Consider the following 21446-nt stretch of genomic DNA (forward strand, 5'->3'; position numbering starts at 1 on the left):
ATAGCTTTTATTTTCATTCTTTCGCCGCCTTCAACAGAATCGTGGTGACAGGCCAATAATCAGGGCCAAGATATTGTTTTGACTGGCGTACCTGGCCTGCGCTGTCTATCCAGAAGCGGTTATGCCAGGTTTTATCAAGCGCGGTGATTTCTTCATCAAGAATGCGCACCGGCGTGGTGCTTTCAGCCACGTTCAGCGTGTCGGTGCCGTCCCAGGTAAACGTTGAACGCGCCGAAGCCATGCGTACTTGCTGGTGTTCGGTCCAGGCCATTTGCCGCGTCCAGCTTATGCCATCGACAATTTGATTCGCTTTTGCCAGCGGGTCGCTCGCCATATTGGTCACTTGCTGGAGGTTGTCACCAAGACCGGTGGTTTTTACGATGCGGCCATTTTCAGTGACGACCATCGCCCGGTCTTGCGTGACCCACTTTTGCTGGCCATTTTCGTCATACGCCAGCACGACGAATATTTGCGGGCCGTTATTGAGGCGCATGTACTGGCTGGCGTAGCGCATATTCTGGATTTCGTCATGGGTTAGCTGCACGCCGTCCTCACCCACAATGCTGTGCCAAAGCGAGGTACCAAGACCTTGAGTGGTGTCGGAGCAGGCCTGAAGTAACAGGCAGACAAGAAAAGTTGCGAGTCGCTGCACGAGGTTTTCCCGGATTCGAAATAACCACACCGAAGTGTGGTTAGGGTTAAATCACCCGTGAAATTAACGGGTGCTGGTCGTGGTGGTAGTGGTGGTTCCGGTATTGGAGCCATCGCCGCCACCGGTTGCCGCAAGTGCTACACCCACTGCCGACCCGACAGTGCTGGCGCTGGTCGCAGTAGAACTACCTGCGGACACAGAAGTTGCTTGTGCGCCGGCTGCTTCACCCACCGCTACCGGGTCAGCACTCGCCGCGCCAGCAGTTGCCAGCGTGAATATGGCTAAAGCGCCATAAAGAACTTTCTTCATAACTATTTCCCTTCATTGAATGAATGGAGATTTGCCCAAAAGGAATTTCAGGCGGTTTCGAGTATACACAACTAGTAATAGTGTTAGGCCGCAGAGGGGAATATCAGCAGTGCTTTAAGATAAATGGAAATATAACAACAACCAGATATTAATTTTTATTCATATGCATATAAAACAACAGGTTAAAATATTTATAAAAAGCATATCAATCTAATTAATCCGAAAGTAAACCTCCTGAATTATCAGGATATAGTGAATTTTAGGATTAACCTCAGCGGAGAAATAAACAGATATTATGCGGCAAGGGGAATTATCTTATATTCCCCTTTAAATAAATAAGCCGGCATAACGCCGGCTTATATTTGAAGTATGACGGGTATTAGCGCCAGGACTTGTAACGGTTAATCAGGCCATTCGTTGAAGAGTCGTGGCTGCTGATTTCTGCATTATCACCCAGCTCCGGCAAAATGCGGTTAGCCAGTTGTTTCCCTAATTCCACGCCCCACTGATCAAACGTGAAGATGTTCAGAATGACACCCTGAGTGAAGATCTTGTGCTCATACAGCGCAATCAGTGCACCGAGGCTGAACGGTGTGATTTCACGTAGCAGGATGGAGTTAGTTGGGCGGTTACCTTCGAAGACTTTGAACGGTACAACGTGTTCCAGTGTTTTCGGGTCTTTACCCTGGTCGGCATATTCTTGCTCAACCACATCGCGAGCTTTGCCAAACGCCAGCGCTTCTGTCTGCGCGAAGAAGTTAGACAGCAGTTTTGGATGGTGGTCGGAAAGCGGGTTATGGCTGGTTGCTGGTGCGATGAAATCACAAGGAACCATTTTGGTGCCCTGGTGAATCAGCTGGTAGAACGCGTGCTGGCCGTTAGTGCCCGGCTCGCCCCAGATGATTGGGCCAGTCTGGTAATCAACAGCGTTGCCGTTACGGTCAACGTATTTACCGTTGGATTCCATGTTGCCTTGCTGGAAGTAAGCCGCAAAACGGTGCATGTACTGGTCGTATGGCAGAATCGCTTCGGTTTCAGCACCAAAGAAGTTGTTGTACCAGATGCCGATCAGCGCTAACAGCACTGGCAGGTTTTGTTCTGCTGGCGTATTGGCGAAGTGTTTATCCATGGCATGCGCGCCGGACAACAGTTCAACAAAGTTTTCATAGCCGACAGACAGAATGATCGACAGACCGATCGCCGACCACAGGGAGTAACGGCCACCGACCCAGTCCCAGAACTCAAACATATTGGCAGTATCAATACCAAACTCACCGACAGCTTTCGCGTTGGTCGACAACGCAGCAAAGTGTTTCGCAACGTGTTTGTTATCGCCAGCAGTTGCCAGGAACCAGTCGCGCGCGCTGTGGGCGTTGGTCATGGTTTCTTGAGTGGTGAAGGTTTTAGAGGCAACCAGGAACAGCGTGGTTTCCGGGTCAACGTTCTTCAGCACTTCAGCGATATGCGTGCCATCAACGTTAGACACAAAGTGCATGTTGAGGTGGTTTTTGTACGGACGCAGCGCTTCGGTCACCATGAATGGGCCAAGATCAGAACCGCCGATACCGATGTTAACCACATCAGTAATCGCTTTACCGGTGTAGCCTTTCCAGTTGCCGCTAATAATGCTTTCGGAGAAGGTTTTCATCTTCTCAAGCACTGCGTTCACTTCTGGCATCACATCTTTGCCATCAACGACGATTGGCGTGTTGCTACGGTTACGCAGCGCTACGTGCAGCACAGCACGGTCTTCAGTACGGTTAATCTTCTCACCAGAGAACATGGACTTAATTGCGCCCTGCAAATCAGTCTCTTTCGCCAAAGCCTGCAGCTTCGACAGGGTTTCTTCGGTGATGCGGTTTTTGGAGTAATCCACCAGCATTGAATCGTCGAAAGTAGCGGAGAACTTAGCAAAACGGTCGGCATCCTGCGCGAAAAGCTCAGCGATGGTGACGTCTTTCATTTCGTCAAAATGCGCCTGCAAAGCCTGCCATGCAGCGGTCTGCGTTGGGTTGATATTTTTCATAGCGATACCCTTTTGATTTGAGAACTGTGACTGCGGTCAATTGTATATCCACAAAACGGGATTTGTGATGATTTTTCTACCCTTGTATCGGGAATACCGTTTCAGATTATGTGCCAGCTAAAAAGTCGTCGCGCCTGGTTCCGCCCACGCAGAGCGCGTCTACACTGAGAAAAACAGTATGGCTTCGTAATCCAGGTAAGGTAAAAAATTTACGGAACTGTCCGTACCTCTTCTATTGGTGATTATCACCATCAGCTCACTGGCGGCGCAGACTGTGGTGGTCGGTTTAGCCTGCGGCGGGCTGTTTGGATGGTTGCTCGGGAACGCGTGGTCTGAACATGCGGAAAACTACTTCGATTTAAGCAATATTGCGCAAGTGCTGGCACTTTCGCCCAATCGGCATCAAAACGCACTGGCGGTTTATCATTTCAGCCATATTTTCGGCAGTGAAAATGTTTTTTCCATCCGCTCCGGTTCCGCATTAAAAGGTCGAACCAGCAACGAAAGTGCTCGTTTTCGTCGTCACGAGAAATTTTTTCCTGAAGATGTCACCTGGAGCAGTTTAAGCAGTCAGTTGGCCAAAGGTGCAACCATCAAAGCGACGCGACTAAATGAAAATTTTGGCTGGCTGGATTATTTGGAGAAAAATCGCGGTGTAGTGCCATTATTTTCCCGTCTGGAAGAAGGAAAAACTACTGCTATAAATGACCCCACTGCTCCGACCTTACCCTGCACCCTGATTGCACTGGTGCAGAATGAAAACTCCTCAACTTCCAGGCGTTGACTTCTGTCGCGTTCCATTTTATTTGTATACGGCTACTTGCTCACTTGTGAGTAAGCCAGAAGAGGTGCGTCGCCCAGGTATCGTGTTTGAGGAGCCAATCCGAAGACGACACAGGAGGGGGAGCGACGCCGAGGTAATGTGCGTATGGCAGCGGATATTATCGACTACAAGGGCTGAATCCCTTGGGTTGTCACCTGAAGCATTCGGCAGTTGGATGCTTATACCCGGAATATTGCGCTGTGATGTACAGACTCTGGGTAGACAAGGTGGGGCGCTTCTGGGTGTATCCGTAGTTCAGTCTTCTTTTCTACGTCTGCCCCTTTCCCGCTCCCCCCTTGTGCCAAGGCTGAAAATTTAATGCCATTACCCCGTAATGATTCGAGTGTATCCAACAAAGATGCAGGTTGAAGAATGACGGATTGGTCCCTGACACGAGGTTGTAATGTCTTACCCACAAACCGTTATTGCCAAATTTGGCGGCACAAGCGTAGCCGATTACGACGCAATGAACCGCAGCGCCGATGTTGTGCTTGCTGATGAAAACGTTCGCGTAGTGGTGCTTTCCGCTTCTGCGGGTATCACCAATTTACTGGTTGCCCTGGCGCAAGGCCTGGAAGCGACCGAGCGTTTCGTTAAGCTCGATGCTATTCGCAAAATTCAATATGACATCGTCGAGCGTTTGGCTAATCCGCAGATTATCCGCGAAGAGATTGAACGCCTGCTGGAAAACATCACCACGCTTGCTGAAGCCGCATCACTGGCGACATCCACCGCGTTAACTGACGAACTGGTCAGCCACGGTGAATTAATGTCTACGCTGCTGTTTGTCGAAATCCTGCGTGAACGCAAAGTGGATGCGCAATGGTTTGATATTCGTAAAATCATGCGTACCAACGACCGTTTTGGCCGTGCTGAACCGGATGTGGCAACCTTAGCAGAACTGGCGACCCAGCAACTTCAACCGCGTCTGGTACAATCTCTGGTGATTACTCAAGGCTTTATCGGTAGCGAAGCCAAAGGCCGCACCACTACGCTTGGCCGTGGCGGCAGCGACTATACTGCGGCACTGTTGGGTGAAGCGTTGAAAGCAACCCGTGTAGATATCTGGACTGACGTTCCGGGCATTTACACCACCGATCCACGCATGGTGCCAGCGGCAAAACGCATCGATAAAATCGCCTTCGAAGAAGCCGCTGAAATGGCGACATTCGGTGCAAAAGTCCTGCATCCTGCAACATTACTGCCTGCTGTGCGTTGCGATATTCCGGTGTTTGTTGGCTCCAGCAAAGATCCCAAAGCGGGTGGCACTCTGGTGTGCAACCAAACCGATAATCCGCCGTTGTTCCGTGCGCTGGCGGTCCGTCGCAAGCAAACCCTGGTGACACTAAACAGCCTGAGTATGCTGCATGCTCACGGCTTCCTCGCAGAAGTGTTCAATATTCTGGCACACCACAATATTTCCGTAGATTTGATTACCACTTCCGAAGTGAGCATCGCACTGACGCTGGATACCACCGGCTCAACGTCTACCGATGAAAGCCTGCTGACCACTGCATTGCTGACCGAACTTTCTTCGTTATGCCGTGTGGAAGTGGAAGAAAACCTCGCGTTGGTCGCTATCATCGGTAACAACCTGTCCAAAGCTTGTGGCGTGGGTAAAGAGGTCTTCGGCGTACTCGAGCCGTTCAATATCCGCATGATTTGCTACGGCGCATCCAGCTATAACCTGTGCTTCCTGGTGCCGGGAGACGATGTTGAACAAGTGGTGCAAAAACTTCATCACAATCTGTTTGAATAAATTTTAATCTCATGCCATGAATACCAAGTGCCGGGCTCGATCCCGGCATTTTTATAACCATAAAACAACACAACACTTGCAAGGATCTCAATATGCTCGCTGTATTCACCCGGCTGTTTCCGCTCTGGGCGGTTCTGCTGTCTGTACTCGCCTATTACACTCCCGCAACGTTCACTCCCATCGGCCCGTGGGTCAGCACGCTGTTGATGCTGATTATGTTTGGTATGGGTGTGCATCTGCGCATAGATGATTTTAAACGGGTGCTATCACGCCCAGCTCCTGTTGCGGCAGGGACTTTTCTGCACTATTTGATCATGCCGCTGGCAGCATGGGTTCTGGCAAAGCTGTTCCATATGCCACCTGACCTTTCCGCAGGCATGGTTCTGGTAGGAAGTGTGGCAAGTGGCACAGCCTCAAACGTGATGATTTATCTGGCAAAAGGCGATGTGGCGCTCTCAGTAACCATTTCCTCGGTTTCCACACTGGTCGGGGTTTTTGCGACACCTTTGCTGACGCGTTTGTATGTCGATGCGGATATCAAAGTGGATATAGTGGGTATGTTGCTTAGCATCCTGCAAATCGTGGTCATTCCGATTGGCCTTGGATTGATTGTGCATCATCTTTTCCCGCGCCTTGTAAAGCGTGTAGAGCCCTATTTACCGGCGTTTTCGATGCTCTGTATTCTGGCGATTATCAGTGCCGTAGTGGCGGGTTCGGCTTCGCATATCGCGTCTGTTGGCCTGATGGTTATCATCGCTGTGATTTTGCATAACGGTATTGGGTTACTGAGCGGATATTGGGGCGGGAAGCTGTTTGGATTTGATGAATCCACGTGCCGCACACTGGCAATTGAAGTGGGTATGCAGAACTCAGGCCTTGCGGCGACTCTCGGTAAGATCTACTTCTCGCCATTAGCTGCACTACCTGGCGCACTGTTCTCGGTGTGGCACAATCTGTCCGGCTCGATTCTGGCGGGTTACTGGTCTGGCAAACCGATTGATGAAAACAACGGTAAGCATTTGAAAAAACGCCGCGCCTGATTCAACTCTGATTGAGCAAACTGCCCGGGAATCCGGGCTTTTTGCTTTTAACTCAGCGAAACGATGACAATCTTGCCATTGCAACTGAGCATATTTACCAACATTTTAGGGTAACTTTGCGACCAGACGCTGATTTTTACTGAGCTAGCGGGCACTTTGCTTTACACTGGAGGCCACTTCTTAAGAGGCCGCAACAATGTCCACATCAAGACTGACACAACAAGATATGACCGAAGCCGAGCAGCGCGAATTGAAAACGCGGCTAGACCGCGCACGCATCGCCCATGGTCGTCCCCTGACAAACTCAGAAATCAACCACGTTAAAAAAACTTATATCGACCAACTAATGGAAGCGCGTGAACAAGCAGCTAAAAAAGTTCGCCAAATCAAAAAGCAAAAAGCAGCAAAACCAGATACTTCTGCAACCTATTCCTGGTCTGCCAACAGCCATTCACGCGGAAAGCGCTAACTAGCGCCCTTTCTTTTTGCGCCCTGGCTGGGCAAAGCGTTTGCGCGAAGCAAGCTCTGCCGGGGTTTTCGCGCTGCTCTTTGGCCCTGCACTTACCGGTTTTTTGGCAACGGTAGGTTTGGATTTTGGCTTTTTCGCAGGCTTCGCCTCGGAAGAAGAGTTCTCAATCAATTTAAACAGCTCAACCAATTCATCATCGGTTAAATCACGCCATTCACCCAGCGGCACCCCTTTCATGCTGACGTTCATAATGCGAGTCCGCTCAAGCTTCGTCACTTCATAACCAAAATGTTCGCACATACGGCGAATCTGACGGTTAAGCCCTTGTACCAAAGTGATGCGAAACACAAACGGCGCTTCTTTCTTCACTTTGCATTTCTTGGTGACCGTTCCCAGCATAGGCACACCTGCGCCCATGCCACGAATGAACTCGTCGGTGACTGGTTTATTGACCGTGACGACGTACTCTTTTTCATGGTCATTCCCGGCACGCAGGATTTTATTCACCAAATCGCCGTGATTGGTGAGGAAAATCAACCCCTGGGAGTCTTTATCTAAACGGCCAATCGGGAACACGCGTTTACTGTGGTTAACAAAATCGACAATGTTGTCTTTTTCGCCATCTTCGGTGGTACTCACGATACCCACAGGCTTGTTCAGCGCGATAAGCACCAGGTCGTCTTCATCACGGGGTTCAATTAACTGACCGTTGACCTTCACCACATCTCCGGCAAATACCTGGTCGCCAATCGCGGCGCGTTTGCCGTTGATGAAAACATTTCCCTGTTCGATGTAACGATCGGCATCACGACGGGAGCAGATACCGCTCTCGCTAATGTATTTGTTCAGACGTATAGATGAGTTGGTCAGCATGGTTCCTCCGTAAAACCTGGAATATACCTTACCTGAGGGGCGATGCGAACAGACTCGGGCAACAAACGCGAAGTTCATTGCCCGTAGAGGGGTGTTTATTTTGCAGGTGTCGCCGCAACAATGGCTAACCGTTTCTGAATATCTTTATCGAGGTTATTGACCCAATGATTATACGAGCGGTGAATTTCGCCACCAGAGGCCAGTAAATTCACGCTGTTTACATAGTTAATTGAGTAATCTTTCTCGCTGTAGTTAATACGCACAGTGACGCTGTGCTTGCGAATGTTTTGTGTCGCATTAATGACGCCAGGCCCCGCTACCGACATAATCCAGTCGCGCCCTTGCCCGGCATTGATAATCGCCTCCTTAACCTGCTCAGTCGTGACATGAGAGGTGATTATCGTCCGTGGCGTGCGAACCGGTTCAGTCCTGTCTAACGCCGAACATCCTGCCAATGCTGCAATACACACTACGCCTGCCAACATCTGTTTTAGTTTTAGCTTCATCATTAAATTCCATTTTTAATCCATCAACAGAACGGATTATAAGCTGATGATTCATGCAGGAAAATTAGTATTCATCACGATCATCATCGTCGGGTTGTTCCAGAACGCTGTAGGCCACGGCGCAGAATAACGAGTTCAGGCGCTTCATATCGCCGAGCAAGCCCAGATGAAGTGAGCTGGTTTCGATACTCTGCACGTTTTGCTGATGCAGACGATCAACGTGGGCATGCGAGAAGCGGCGGTTCAGAATGCGGAAGCGATGTTTATTACGGCGCAAACGGCGCGCGCTGTTCACATCCGCGGAGAAGAATACCGACAGACTGAGTTTCAGGTTGCTGGTGAGTTGCTGAAGCAGAATATCCAGTTCTTTCAGGCCATCCGGGGAAAACGCCCGGCGCGCAGCTAACGATTTATCGGCGACTTCACTACCCATACGTTCGAGAATATCCGCCGCCTGTTCGAGGTTTAGCGACATCTCGATAATTTCCGCCCAGCGTCGCGATTCGACTTCCGCCAGCTCTTCTTTCTGCATCTGCGCCATATACAGTTTAATCGCGGTATACAGCACATCGACGTCGTCAGCGAGTTTGCGCAGCTCTTTTTCCTGGCGCGGTTCGCCGTGCATCACCTTGCTCCAGGTATCCAGCATTTGCTCAAGCACATCCCCCATGCGTAAGGTTTCACGCGCAGCGTTCGATAGCCCAAGCGCCGGAGTATCCAGCGCGGTGACATCCAGATGTTTCGGCTTCATACGCGCATCGACTTCAGGGACTTCGCTAATCACCCTACGGCAAAAACGCGCCATCGCCCCGGCAAACGGCACCATCGCCAGGCAGCGAATCAGGTTGTAGAAGACGTGGAAATAGATAACCAGTTCAGATTCCGGCTGCGACAGTTTCTGCATCGCATCCGCCAGAATATGCACGAATGGCAGCACGATGATACCGCCCACCAGCTTGAACAGCAGGCTCCCTAACGCGACTCGGCGCGCCGCTGCATTCGCGGTGCTGTTGTTGATCATCGCCAACAGGCCAGAACCGAGGTTAGCACCAATCACCAGACACAGCGCGACATCAAACGAGATGATACCGGCAGAGGTCAGCGTGGCGGTCAGCAACACGGCAGCGAGGCTGGAATAACTGATAATCGCAAACATCGCGCCAATCAGTGCATCGAGCATGATGTCGCCTGTTAGCGAGGCGAAAATCACCTGTACACCGGAAGCCTGGGTTATCGGCGTGACGGCGGCAACAATCAATTCCAGCGCCAATAAAATCAACCCAAGGCCGATACCGACGCGCCCGAGTTGGCCCGCCCGCGTCTGTTTACGGCTGAGGAAGAAAATCACGCCAAGGAAGATGAGTAGCGGCGACAGCCAGGAAAGATCGAAAGTCAGGATTCGCGCCATCAGCGCCGTCCCTACATCCGCGCCCAGCACGATGACCAGCGCCGGTGTGAGAGCCACCAAATCCTGGGCAACAAACGAGGTCACCAACATGGTGGTCGCGTTGCTGCTTTGCACCAGCGCGGTGACACCAATACCCGCGCAGAAGGCGAAAGGTTTTTTTTCAACACTGCGGCTAAGCACGCTACGGAGATTGGCCCCATACACTCGCATGATGCCGGTACGCACAATGTGTGTGCCCCAGACCAGTAGCGCCACCGCAGAAAGCAGATGCAGTAAAGTAAGCACGCGTTCTCCTGGAGGTTTTTACTTAATAAATTCCAGTATATAACGCCTGGCGACAATTAAACGATTCGAGATGTAAACCACCCTCACCCTGACCCTCTCCCTGAGGGAGAGGGAATAAGGCGGGAAGCGCCTCTCCACGAGGGAGAGGGAATAAGGTGGTAAGCTCCTCTCCACGAGGGAGAGGGCATAAACGGTGTGCTCCTTCTCCTGGGAGAGAAGGTTGGGATGAAGGCGTGCGAATGTTAGTCCGCGTCGTAGCCCAGGTTCGGAGCTAACCAGCGTTCAACATCGGTCACCGACATCCCTTTGCGACGCGCGTAATCTTCCACCTGGTCACGTTGAATCTGCGCTACAGCGTAGTATTTGCTGTCAGGATGGCTGAAGTACCAACCAGAAACGGAAGCACCAGGCCACATGGCGTAGGACTCGGTAAGTTTCATGCCGATCACGTTTTCTACATCCAGCAATTCCCAGATAGTCGCTTTTTCAGTGTGTTCCGGGCAGGCCGGATAGCCCGGTGCCGGGCGAATCCCCTGGTAGTTTTCGCGGATAAGCTCTTCGTTGCTGAGGTTTTCTGTTGGTGCATAGCCCCAGTAAACTTTACGCACCCGCTCATGCAGATATTCAGCAAACGCTTCAGCCAGACGGTCAGACAACGCTTTCACCATGATTTTGTTGTAATCATCATGCTGCGCTTCATAACCTTCTGCCAGTGCGTCTTCTTCCATACCGCCAGTGACCGCAAACGCGCCGATGTAATCTTCTTTGCCACTATGTTTTGGCGCGACAAAATCAGCCAGACAGTAGTTGGCAAAACCGACTTTCTCGGTCTGCTGACGCAGATGGTGCGCCACAGTTTGTACCTGGGTACGAGATTCATCGCGGTAGATTTCAATGTCATCATCCACGCGGTTTGCCGGGAAAATCCCCACCACGCCACGCGGCGTCAGGAGTTTTTCGGTATGCAGTTTGTCCAGCATATCGTTAGCATCTTTAAACAGGCGCTGTGCCTCTTCACCCACCACTTCATCTTCAAGGATGCGCGGATATTTCCCGGCCAGCGACCAGGTCATAAAGAATGGCGTCCAGTCGATGTAATTGCGCAGCGTTTCGATGCTGGCGGTCACTTCCTGCACACCCGGGCGGTGTGGTACCGGAGGCGTGTAGCTTGACCAATCAAATGCCAGATCGTTTTCACGTGCGGCAGCAAGCGACACCGGTGGAGTGCGCGGTTTTTTACGGCCATGTTGGGTACGCACGGTGACATATTCTTTGCGTGTACGTTCTACGAAATCGTCATGCTGTGTTGGCGAGAGTAGCGCTGAAACCACGCCAACGGTGCGCGAGGCGTTTTGCACGTAAACCGTTGGGCCACTGTAGTTTTGCTCGATTTTTACCGCCGTATGCGCTTTAGAAGTGGTCGCCCCGCCAATCAGCAGCGGCAACGTAAAGCCCTGGCGCTCCATCTCTTTGGCGACGTTGACCATTTCGTCCAACGACGGTGTAATCAACCCAGAGAGGCCGATAATGTCTGCGCCGACTTCGCGGGCGGTTTTCAAAATCTTCTCGGTTGGCACCATTACGCCAAGGTCGATGATTTCGTAGTTGTTACATTGCAACACCACCCCGACGATATTTTTGCCGATGTCGTGGACATCGCCTTTCACCGTGGCGAGCACGATTTTGCCGTTGGTTGAGCCTTTTTCTTTGCTGGCTTCAATGTACGGTTCGAGATACGCCACCGCCTGTTTCATCACGCGGGCAGATTTCACCACCTGCGGCAGGAACATTTTCCCTTCGCCAAACAGGTCGCCAACCACGTTCATGCCATCCATCAGCGGGCCCTCAATAACCTGAATCGGGCGTTCAGCCTGCTGACGAGCTTCTTCGGTGTCGAGTTCAATAAACTCAGTGATACCTTTCACGAGTGAGTATTCAAGGCGCTTTTTCACGTCCCAGCTACGCCATTCGGCTTGTTGCGCGGCCGCGCCGTCATCACTTTTGCTACCGCGATATTTCTCGGCCAGATCCAGCAAACGTTCGGTACTGTCATCACGACGGTTGAGGATCACGTCTTCGACGGCATCACGCAACTCCGCAGACAAATCATCGTAAATCGCCAGTTGCCCGGCGTTAACGATGCCCATGTCCATGCCGTTACGGATGGCGTAATAGAGGAATACGGCGTGAATGGCTTCGCGCACCGGGTCGTTGCCACGGAAGGAGAACGACACGTTCGACACGCCGCCGGAAATCATCGCATGCGGCAGTTCGCGTTTAATGTCAGCACACGCGCCGATAAAATCCTGGGCGTAGTTGTTGTGCTCTTCGATTCCGGTCGCGACAGCAAAGATATTCGGGTCGAAAATAATGTCTTCTGGCGGGAAGCCGACTTCTTCAGTCAGAATTTTATAGGCGCGGCGGCAAATTTCGATTTTGCGCTCGCGAGTATCAGCCTGGCCGACTTCGTCAAACGCCATCACCACCATCGCGGCACCGTAGCGGCGCACCAGTTTGGCGTGATGGATAAATGCCTCAACACCTTCTTTCATTGAGATGGAGTTAACGATGCCTTTGCCCTGAATGCACTTCAGGCCTTTTTCGATGACGTCCCATTTCGAGGAGTCAATCATGATTGGCACGCGGGCGATATCTGGTTCACCGGCAATCAGGTTGAGGAAACGCACCATCGCCGCTTCGGCATCGAGCATCCCTTCATCCATGTTGATGTCGATGATTTGCGCGCCACTTTCGACCTGTTGCAATGCCACTTCTAGCGCTTCGTTATATTTTTCTTCTTTGATCAGGCGCTTAAATTTGGCGGAGCCGGTGACGTTGGTACGTTCACCGACGTTGACGAACAGGCTGTCAGCGCCGATGTTTAGCGGCTCAAGCCCTGCCAGACGGCATGCCACTGGCAGGTCTGGTAGTTTACGCGGAGCAACGCCTTCAACGGCTTTGCTCATCGCCGCGATGTGCGCAGGCGTGGTACCGCAGCAGCCGCCGATGATGTTCAGGAAACCTGCCTGCGCCCATTCGCCAATCTGGCGCGCCATTTCATCGGCATCGAGATCGTATTCACCAAAAGCATTTGGCAGGCCGGCGTTCGGGTGTGCGGTGACATAGCAGTCAGCAATGCGTGAAAGCTCAGCCACGTACTGACGCAGTTCATCTGGCCCCAACGCACAGTTCAGGCCGAAGGTCAGCGCATCGGCATGGCGTAATGAGTTATAGAAAGCTTCGGTGGTTTGCCCGGAAAGGGTGCGGCCTGAGGCGTCGGTAATGGTGCCGGAGATCATGATTGGCAGGTCGACACCCAGCGCTTCAAATTCGGTTTTCACCGCAAAAATAGCGGCTTTGGCGTTCAGGGTATCGAACACCGTTTCAATCATGATGAGATCTGCACCGCCTTCCACCAGCGCACGCGTGGATTCGCGATAAGCCTCCACCAGCTGATCAAAAGTGACGTTACGGAATGCCGGGTCGTTCACGTCAGGTGAAATAGACGCAGTACGGTTGGTTGGGCCTAATACCCCAGCCACGTAGCGCGGTTTTTCCGGTGTGCGGGCGGTCCATTCATCGGCACAAGCGCGGGCAAGTTTTGCCGCCTCGTAGTTAATTTCCGCCGACAGGGATTCCATTTGGTAATCCGCCATCGCGATGGTTGTTGAGTTGAAGGTGTTGGTTTCGACGATGTCGGCACCGGCTTCAAAGTAGGCGTAGTGAATGGCGGCAATAATTTCCGGTTTGCTCAGCACCAGCAAATCGTTGTTCCCTTTCAGGTCACACGGCCAGTCTGCAAAGCGTTCACCCCGGAAATCGCTCTCATCAAGACGGTAGCTCTGGATCATGGTTCCCATACCACCATCCAGTACCAAAATGCGTTGCTGCAACTGCTGATGCAGTTTTTCTAATTTATTGCTCACTCTCGCTCCCACCTGTTTACCCAAGCCTGTCAGCCTAACCAATCATACTGTCACAAGTTGTAATGGGCGCAAAGCAATGGAACATGAGACATGTTCACCTGACTGATCCGATGAGTTGGATGCAGGTTGCATTATCGCCAAATAAAACGAAAATGATTTCCACGATATGAAAACAGGAGTCAGTTATGGTCGCTGCCGTTCCCGCCAAACGTGGAAAAAAGCCACGTACAGCCACAGTGGCTGCACCACAGCCTACCGGACAGGTTCAGTCATTAACTCGCGGTTTGAAACTGCTTGAATGGATTGCCGAATCGCACGGTAGCGTGGCACTCACTGAACTTGCACAGCAAGCTGGCTTACCTAATTCCACTACGCATCGTCTGCTGACTACCATGCAGCAACTTGGCTTTGTTCGCCAGATTGGCGATTTGGGCCACTGGACGATTGGCGCACATGCGTTTGTCGTCGGCAGTAGCTTCCTGCAAAGCCGTAATCTGTTAGCGATTGTTCACCCGATGCTGCGCAAGCTGATGGAAGATTCCGGCGAAACGGTGAATCTGGCGGTGCTTGACCATAGCGACCATCAGGCGATTATTATCGACCAGGTGCAATGCGCTCAACTGATGCGGATGTCGGCACCCATTGGTGGCAAATTGCCGATGCATGCCTCTGGCGCAGGCAAGGTGTTTCTCGCCAATCTGAGTGATGACGAAGTCGTGACGTTGCTGCACCGCAAAGGGCTGCACAGCTATACGCCTGCCACGCTCACTTCCCCGCTGCATCTGAAAGAAGATTTAGCGCAAACCCGCAAACGCGGTTATTCATTTGATGATGAAGAACATGCGCTGGGGCTGCGTTGTGTGGCGGCGTGTATTTATGATGAGCATCATGAAGCGTTTGCGGCGATTTCGATTTCCGGGCCAATTTCTCGCGTGACAGATGATCGCGTAACCGAGTTGGGTGCGTTAGTGATAAAAGCAGCCAAAGAGATTACCCAGGCTTACGGCGGCGGGCGTTAACCCGCCTGCTTCAATTCTCCGAAACGGAGAATAAACCGCTGACGTTTGCGATAAGCAAAAACATCTTCCACATGCCCGTTGCGGATACGCTCCTGCAATGCGCGCCAGTAATCCGCACGGAACAAGTCGCTGTGCATTTCATCAAATATCTGGCGAATACGCGGGTCGGCGCATAAGTAGTGGCGGAATTCTTCAGGGAACACGTCGCCTGGCGCCACGCTGTACCACGGCTCGGCAGAGAGTTCGTCCTCCGGATAACGCGGCGGCGGGACGTCGCGGAAATTCACCTCGGTCATATAGCAAATTTCATCGTAATCGTAGAACACCACCCGCCCGTGGCGTGTCACGCCAAAGTTCTTAAACAGCATGTCACCGGGGAAAATATTCGCCGCCGCAAGCTGGCGAATCGCGTTGCCATATTCCTCAACGGCATCTCGTAATTGCTGGCCTTCGACCTGTTCCAGCCACAAATTCAGCGGCACCATTCGGCGTTCAATATAAAGATGGCTGATGGCGATGCGGTCACCGAGGTCGGTGAGTTTTTCAGGAACTTCCTGCTGTAATAATGCCAACAGCGGCTGGCTAATTTGATGTTTAGACAGCACAAAGTTTTCAAACTCCTGGGTATCGGCCATGCGCCCGACACGATCGTGCTCTTTGACCAGTTGATAGCATTCGCGCACGCGTTCGGCGGTCACCTCTTTTTGCGGCGCAAACTTGTCTTTAATCACCTTAAATACCCGATCAAAACCGGGGAGCGTAAACACCAGCATCACCATGCCACGAATGCCTGGCGCTTCAATAAACTGCTCATCGGTAGCAGAAATGTAGGTCAGATATTCACGATAACTTTCGGTTTTACCGTGTTTCTGGCAGCCAATCGCCATATACAGTTCAGCGGTGGTTTTGCCGGGGAGCAGCTCACGTAACCATTCCACCAGAGCCGCAGGGTGTGGGGCATAAACCATAAAGTAGGAACGGGCGAAACCAAAAACAATGCTGGCTTCGGCGCTGCTGGTTAAGCAGGTATCCACCACTAAATATCCGTCATCGGTGCGATGAATCGGCAGCAAAAACGGCACCTTGCCCGTCGGAAGCACCAGCTTCCCGACCAGCCAGGCGGCTTTGTTGCGATAAAACAGCTCGTTGGCAATGTCGAGGGAAGCCTGCTGCAAAGCCTCAGCACCAAAGGTTTCGTTGAGATGCGCAATGATGTAACCCGCATCACGTGCTAAATCTTGCCACGGCAGGCGCAAAGGTAAATCTCTGAGCAAGGAACGCAAAAGTGGCTGCCATCCTAAAGCCGGGGTAAAGGTTTTTGACAGCGGACGGGGGATAGTACGGAAACGTTTTTCATCCTGAGAGCTGAAGATAAAAAGCCGCTCGGGAGATAACGAGCGGTGATCGAAGAGGCGACAATAAACAGAATTGAAGAAGCTTTCAGCGATTTCGAAACGAGGGTAATCGGGTAACAATTGGGTGTACTGCGCTTTAACACGCAATAAAAATTCGTCGTCAGTATTTTGGCCGCCCGTGATACAGCGCAATTGCTCCACCACCAGGCCAACATGGTGATCATAAAGATGGATGCGGCTTTTCATCGCCCGCTGAACCGCATGCCAGTCAGCCTGCTCGAAGCGCTGCTGCGCTCCGGCAGTTATCTCAAGAAAGCGGCCATACTGCGCGTCAAAACCTTGCAGGATGGTGTGGGCAATTAACAGTTCCAGCCGACGAGTCATGAGTTACTCCGTGGTGTTTTCCACCCTCACCCTGGCCCTCTCCCTAAGGGAGAGGGGATTGATCGTGTTTTCTCCTTCTCCCTGTGAACTGAGGAAGAAAGGATGGATCGTGTTTTTCTCCTTCTCCCTCAGGGAGAAGGTTGGGATGAGGGTTGTTTTAGAACTGTTCTTCTTCCGTCGAACCCGTTAACGCCGTCACCGAAGACGCGCCGCCCTGAATAATCGTCGTCACTCGGTCGAAATAACCCGTGCCCACTTCCTGCTGATGGGAAACGAAGGTGTAGCCTTCAGGTGCTGCGGCAAATTCTGGTTGCTGGACTTTTTCAACGTAATGACGCATCCCCTCTCCCTGCGCGTAAGCGTGCGCCAGGTCGAACATGTTGAACCACATGCTGTGAATGCCTGCCAGTGTAATGAACTGGTATTTGTAACCCATTGCTGACAGCTCCTCCTGGAAGGACGCGATGGTTTTGTCATCAAGATTTTTCTTCCAGTTAAATGATGGCGAGCAGTTGTAGGCCAGTAATTTACCTGGGAAGCGAGCATGAATGGCATCGGCAAAACGGCGCGCCTGCTCAAGGTCTGGCTTTGACGTTTCACACCACACCAAATCGGCGTACGGCGCATAGGCCAGGCCGCGGCTGATTGCTTGTTCGATACCAGCACGAGTGCGGTAGAAGCCTTCTTGTGTGCGCTCACCAGTGACAAATTCGCGGTCGTATTCGTCGCAATCAGAGGTGATCAAATCCGCAGCATCGGCGTCAGTACGGGCAATCACCAGCGTCGGTACGCCCATAACGTCAGCAGCAAGACGAGCAGCAACCAGTTTCTGAATGGCTTCCTGAGTCGGTACCAGTACCTTGCCGCCCATGTGTCCGCATTTCTTCACGGATGCCAGTTGGTCTTCAAAGTGAACGGCAGCGGCACCGGCCTGAATCATTGATTTCATCAGTTCAAATGCGTTCAGTACGCCACCAAAACCCGCTTCGGCATCGGCGACGATCGGCAGGTAGTAATCGACATAGCGCGGATCCCCTTCTTCAATGTTCGAGGCCCATTGGATCTGATCGGCGCGGCGGAAAGTATTGTTGATCCGATCGACCACCGCAGGGACGGAGTTTGCCGGATATAGCGATTGGTCCGGGTACATGCTGGAAGCCAGGTTGGCATCTGCCGCCACCTGCCAACCAGAAAGATAGATGGCTTCAATACCTGCTTTTGCCTGTTGTAACGCTTGCCCGCCAGTTAACGCACCCAGGCTATTGATATAACCTTTTTTCGATTCGCCATGCAGCAAACGCCACATTCTGGCTGCACCATTCTGCGCCAGGGTACATTCCGGATTCACCGAGCCGCGCAGCTTAATGACTTCTTCTGCGCTATACGGGCGCTTAATGCCTTCCCAGCGTGGTTGTGTCCAGTCTTGTTGTAATTGTTGGATTTGTTGGGTGCGTGAGGTTTTCATTGCAGATGCTCCATATTTTTATTTGTGTAGGGTTCAGGCAAGCAGGCGGTAGCCTGGCAGCGTCAGGAAGTCGATTAACGTATCGGAAGTGGTGATTTGCTCCATCAGGCGAGCGGCTTCATCGAAACGCCCCTGGCTGAAACGCTTGTCACCTAATTCTTCCTGAATAACGAACATTTCTTCAGCCAGCATTTGGCTGAACAGCGCCTTAGTGACTGTCTCACCGTTACTCAACGTTTTTTCATGATGAATCCACTGCCAGATAGAAGTACGGGAAATCTCTGCGGTCGCAGCATCTTCCATCAAGCCGTAAATCGGTACGCAACCATTGCCAGAAATCCATGCTTCGATGTACTGCACCGCCACGCGAATATTGGCTCGCATACCCGCTTCTGTGCGCTCACCAGGACAAGGTTCAAGCAGTTGTGCGGCAGTAATCGGTGCGTCTTCTTCACGCAAAACAGGAAGCTGGTTTTTATCGTCGCCCAACGCTTTGCTAAAGACCTCCATCACTGTGTCAGCAAGGCCCGGATGCGCAATCCATGTGCCGTCATGGCCATTGGTCGCTTCCATTTGCTTATCCGCTTTGACTTTATTGAGCACCCAATCATTACGCTGGCTGTCTTTACTTGGAATAAATGCCGCCATGCCGCCCATAGCAAAAGCACCACGGCGATGACAGGTTTTAATCAGCAAGCGCGAATAAGCATTCAGGAAGGGTTTGTCCATGGTGACGGACTGCCTGTCCGGAAGGACGCGATCCGGATGATTCTTTAGTGTCTTGATGTAGCTGAAAATGTAATCCCAGCGGCCACAATTCAGCCCCACAATGTGATCTCGCAGCGCATGCAGGATCTCGTCCATCTGGAATACCGCAGGGAGCGTTTCAATCAGCAACGTCGCTTTAATGGTGCCACGCGGCAGAGAGAAATGATCTTCAGTAAAACTGAAGACTTCACTCCACCAGGCCGCTTCTTGCCAGGATTGCGTTTTTGGCAGGTAGAAATACGGGCCGCTACCTTTTGCCTGCAAGGCGTCCACGTTATGGAAGAAGTAGAGTGCGAAGTCGAACAAGCTGCCTGGAATAGGCTCATCACGCCAGGTGACATGTTTTTCTGGTAAGTGCAGGCCACGAACACGGCAGACTAATACGGCTGGATCAGGCTTCAACTGGTAGATTTTACCGGCTTCGTTAGTCCAGCTGATCGTCCCGCGAATGGCGTCGCGCAGGTTGATTTGGCCGTCGATCACTTTGCTCCAGCTGGGAGCGAGGGAGTCTTCAAAGTCAGCCATAAAAACTTTGACGTTAGCATTCAGCGCATTAATCACCATTTTGCGTTCGACAGGCCCGGTGATCTCAACGCGGCGGTCGAGTAAATCGGCCGGAATGCCGCGAATAGTCCATTCTGATTCACGAATGGAACTGGTTTCCGAAATAAAATCTGGAAGTTTCCCTGCGTCAATTTCAGCCTGCTGAACGATGCGTGCCGCCAGTAGCTTATTACGCTGCGGTGTAAAGCGGGTGACGAGCTCACTGAGAAACTCTACTGCATCAGGCGTCAGAATCTGTCGCTCTGGTTCACCAAACGGCTGGCTAAAGGCCAACTCTGCGCTAACTGTCTGTTGTGTCATTGGATTTCTCCCCTCGTCTTATCCCATCGATCATGCCAAATAGATCTGGTACGTCCAGTGTCTGGTTTTCATTCAACAGAGTTAAGACTACTTCATGATTTTTTAAAATCAAAAACAATTTCCATTTTTGAAATGAAAATCATTTATCACATTGATATATATGAAATTAAAATTTATTCATTTGGGGAATGTGTTTTTAGAAAACAAAAAAGGCACCTTAAAGTGCCTTGATCGTAGAGGTGACGGGATGCTGAAACGCTTAGTCGAGCGTTGGATTCATATTGCGCAGATCGAATGGAGTGATCTGGTAGACGTAGTAGTTTAGCCAGTTGGTGAACAGCAAATTCCCGTGGCTACGCCATGTTGCATGTGGCTTCTTCTGCGGATCGTTACCAGGGAAATAGTTATATGGCACTTCAGGGTTCAAGCCTGCTTCTACATCGCGGAAATACTCACCTGACAGTGTGTGCGAATCATATTCCGGATGGCCGGTGACAAATGCGATACGCTTGTCTTTGCTGCCAAATAAGTACGCATCCCCCTCTTCTGATTCAGCCAGAACTTCAAGATCGGTATAGTCACGAATCAATGATGCGGGGAAATCTGCGTAGCGTGAGTGTGGTGCCAGAAAAGTGTCGTCAAAACCGCGAGTTAACAAGGCATGTGGGTAAGTGAGGTTGTGTGCATAAACGCCAGACAGCTTATCATTGCGCGTTTGTTTAGGGATGCCGTAGAGAATATTCAGTGCAGCCTGCACAGCCCAACACACAAAGAGTGTTGAGGTAACATGATCTTTTGCCCAATGAATCACCTGTTCGATCTGTGGCCAATACGCAACATCGTTAAATTCTACCAGGCCAAGTGGGGCTCCTGTGACAATCAGACCATCAAAATTTTCATCCTGAATATCTTCGAAGTTGCAGTAGAAATTGTTGAGATGTTCAGTCGGTGTATTACGGGATTCACGGGAGTCGATGCGTAACAGCTGGACGTCAACCTGCAGGGGAGAGTTAGAAAGCAGACGCAAAAACTGGTTTTCGGTCTCAATCTTTTTCGGCATCAGATTAAGTATGAGCACCTTTAGCGGACGGATCTCCTGGTTGCTTGCGCGCGATGTAGTCATAACAAAGACATTCTCATCCCGCAGGAAATTGACGGCTGGTAACTCATCCTGCACCCGAATTGGCATAACCTTATATCCTCACAACATACGTTTAAACGTTTAGACATCCAGATAGCTGAAGATAACCCGACATATGTCAAATGTCGAGTATTCATAAGATAGTTGAAAATGTTTCACTTAAGCACGGATTTTAGAAATAGTGGATTAAACTGCGTACAGGCATGATCTTCAGAGGATTAGAGGGAGGAGATGAGTGTAATTTTCGTAAATCGCAGACAGCAAAAAGCCCTGTACGTCAGTACAGGGCTTTTTGCTTAATTGGAGCCTGGCAGTTCCCTACTCTCGCATGGGGAGACCCCACACTACCATCGGCGCTACGGCGTTTCACTTCT

15 protein-coding genes, 1 pseudogene and 1 riboswitch are annotated in these 21446 nt (G+C 51.3%); of the genes and pseudogenes, 5 read left to right on the top strand and 11 right to left on the bottom strand.

Annotation, left to right across the window (positions count from 1 at the left end):
- Positions 1-13: 13 nt before the first annotated feature.
- The 3 genes from MES37_RS05580 to pgi all read right to left on the bottom strand — a co-directional run bounded on the left by MES37_RS05580 (position 14) and on the right by pgi (position 2987).
- Positions 14-652 carry a YjbF family lipoprotein gene (locus MES37_RS05580; RefSeq protein ID WP_064541274.1) on the bottom strand — a complete coding sequence of 213 codons (639 nt, stop codon included), beginning with the start codon at positions 650-652 and terminating at the stop codon, positions 14-16.
- A gap of 63 nt (positions 653-715) precedes the next feature.
- Positions 716-961 (bottom strand): exopolysaccharide production protein YjbE, encoded by a 246-nt coding sequence (yjbE, locus tag MES37_RS05585; RefSeq protein WP_064541276.1) that lies wholly within the window; start codon positions 959-961, stop codon positions 716-718.
- 379 nt (positions 962-1340) lie between these two features.
- A complete protein-coding gene (gene pgi, locus MES37_RS05590) occupies positions 1341-2987 on the bottom strand; it encodes a glucose-6-phosphate isomerase (RefSeq protein WP_064541280.1) in 1647 nt (548 codons plus the stop codon).
- Positions 2988-3306: 319 nt separating this feature from the next.
- Between pgi and MES37_RS05595 the strand changes: the two are divergent.
- The 4 genes and pseudogenes from MES37_RS05595 to MES37_RS05610 all read left to right on the top strand — a co-directional run.
- Positions 3307-3771 (top strand): annotated as a pseudogene (locus tag MES37_RS05595) (sodium:proton antiporter); the annotation flags it as partial.
- 51 nt (positions 3772-3822) lie between these two features.
- Positions 3823-4056: riboswitch (Lysine riboswitch) on the top strand.
- Between the two features lie 157 nt (positions 4057-4213).
- Positions 4214-5569 carry a lysine-sensitive aspartokinase 3 gene (gene lysC / locus MES37_RS05600; RefSeq protein ID WP_064541285.1) on the top strand — a complete coding sequence of 452 codons (1356 nt, stop codon included), beginning with the start codon at positions 4214-4216 and terminating at the stop codon, positions 5567-5569.
- 92 nt (positions 5570-5661) lie between these two features.
- On the top strand, positions 5662-6609 hold the full coding sequence (gene panS / locus MES37_RS05605) for a ketopantoate/pantoate/pantothenate transporter PanS (protein WP_064541288.1): 948 nt from the start codon (positions 5662-5664) through the stop codon (positions 6607-6609).
- A gap of 196 nt (positions 6610-6805) precedes the next feature.
- Positions 6806-7078, top strand: coding sequence for a DUF3811 domain-containing protein (locus MES37_RS05610; protein ID WP_064541291.1), 273 nt, complete (start codon positions 6806-6808; stop codon positions 7076-7078).
- On the opposite strand, the gene rluF is transcribed toward MES37_RS05610, so the two are convergent.
- The 4 genes from rluF to metH form a co-directional block, all read right to left on the bottom strand.
- The gene (gene rluF, locus MES37_RS05615) at positions 7079-7951 is read right to left on the bottom strand and encodes a 23S rRNA pseudouridine(2604) synthase RluF (RefSeq protein WP_064541294.1); all 873 of its coding nucleotides are present in this window, start codon (positions 7949-7951) and stop codon (positions 7079-7081) included.
- Between the two features lie 95 nt (positions 7952-8046).
- Positions 8047-8457 (bottom strand): hypothetical protein, encoded by a 411-nt coding sequence (locus tag MES37_RS05620; RefSeq protein WP_237930344.1) that lies wholly within the window; start codon positions 8455-8457, stop codon positions 8047-8049.
- 64 nt (positions 8458-8521) lie between these two features.
- A complete protein-coding gene (locus tag MES37_RS05625; protein WP_064541300.1) occupies positions 8522-10150 on the bottom strand; it encodes a Na/Pi cotransporter family protein in 1629 nt (542 codons plus the stop codon).
- A gap of 242 nt (positions 10151-10392) precedes the next feature.
- Entirely contained in the window at positions 10393-14076 is a 3684-nt protein-coding gene (gene metH, locus MES37_RS05630; RefSeq protein ID WP_064541318.1) for a methionine synthase, read from the bottom strand.
- A 185-nt stretch (positions 14077-14261) separates the two neighbouring features.
- Here metH and iclR point away from each other — a divergent pair, with 185 nt between their 5' ends.
- A complete protein-coding gene (gene iclR, locus MES37_RS05635; protein WP_064541323.1) occupies positions 14262-15095 on the top strand; it encodes a glyoxylate bypass operon transcriptional repressor IclR in 834 nt (277 codons plus the stop codon).
- Here the strand turns inward: iclR and aceK are convergent.
- The 4 genes from aceK to metA all read right to left on the bottom strand — a co-directional run bounded on the left by aceK (position 15092) and on the right by metA (position 21120).
- Positions 15092-16834 carry a bifunctional isocitrate dehydrogenase kinase/phosphatase gene (gene aceK, locus MES37_RS05640; RefSeq protein WP_064541325.1) on the bottom strand — a complete coding sequence of 581 codons (1743 nt, stop codon included), beginning with the start codon at positions 16832-16834 and terminating at the stop codon, positions 15092-15094. The genes iclR and aceK overlap by 4 nt on opposite strands.
- A gap of 157 nt (positions 16835-16991) precedes the next feature.
- Positions 16992-18299, bottom strand: a complete 1308-nt coding sequence (aceA, locus tag MES37_RS05645; protein WP_064541328.1) for an isocitrate lyase — start codon at positions 18297-18299, stop codon at positions 16992-16994.
- A gap of 33 nt (positions 18300-18332) precedes the next feature.
- Positions 18333-19931 (bottom strand): malate synthase A, encoded by a 1599-nt coding sequence (aceB, locus tag MES37_RS05650; protein WP_133523051.1) that lies wholly within the window; start codon positions 19929-19931, stop codon positions 18333-18335.
- A gap of 259 nt (positions 19932-20190) precedes the next feature.
- On the bottom strand, positions 20191-21120 hold the full coding sequence (metA, locus tag MES37_RS05655) for a homoserine O-acetyltransferase MetA (RefSeq protein ID WP_133523052.1): 930 nt from the start codon (positions 21118-21120) through the stop codon (positions 20191-20193).
- Between the last annotated feature and the right edge of the window lie 326 nt (positions 21121-21446).

The sequence above is a fragment of the Buttiauxella sp. S19-1 genome (assembly GCF_022134725.1).
Taxonomy (GTDB): domain Bacteria; phylum Pseudomonadota; class Gammaproteobacteria; order Enterobacterales; family Enterobacteriaceae; genus Buttiauxella; species Buttiauxella ferragutiae.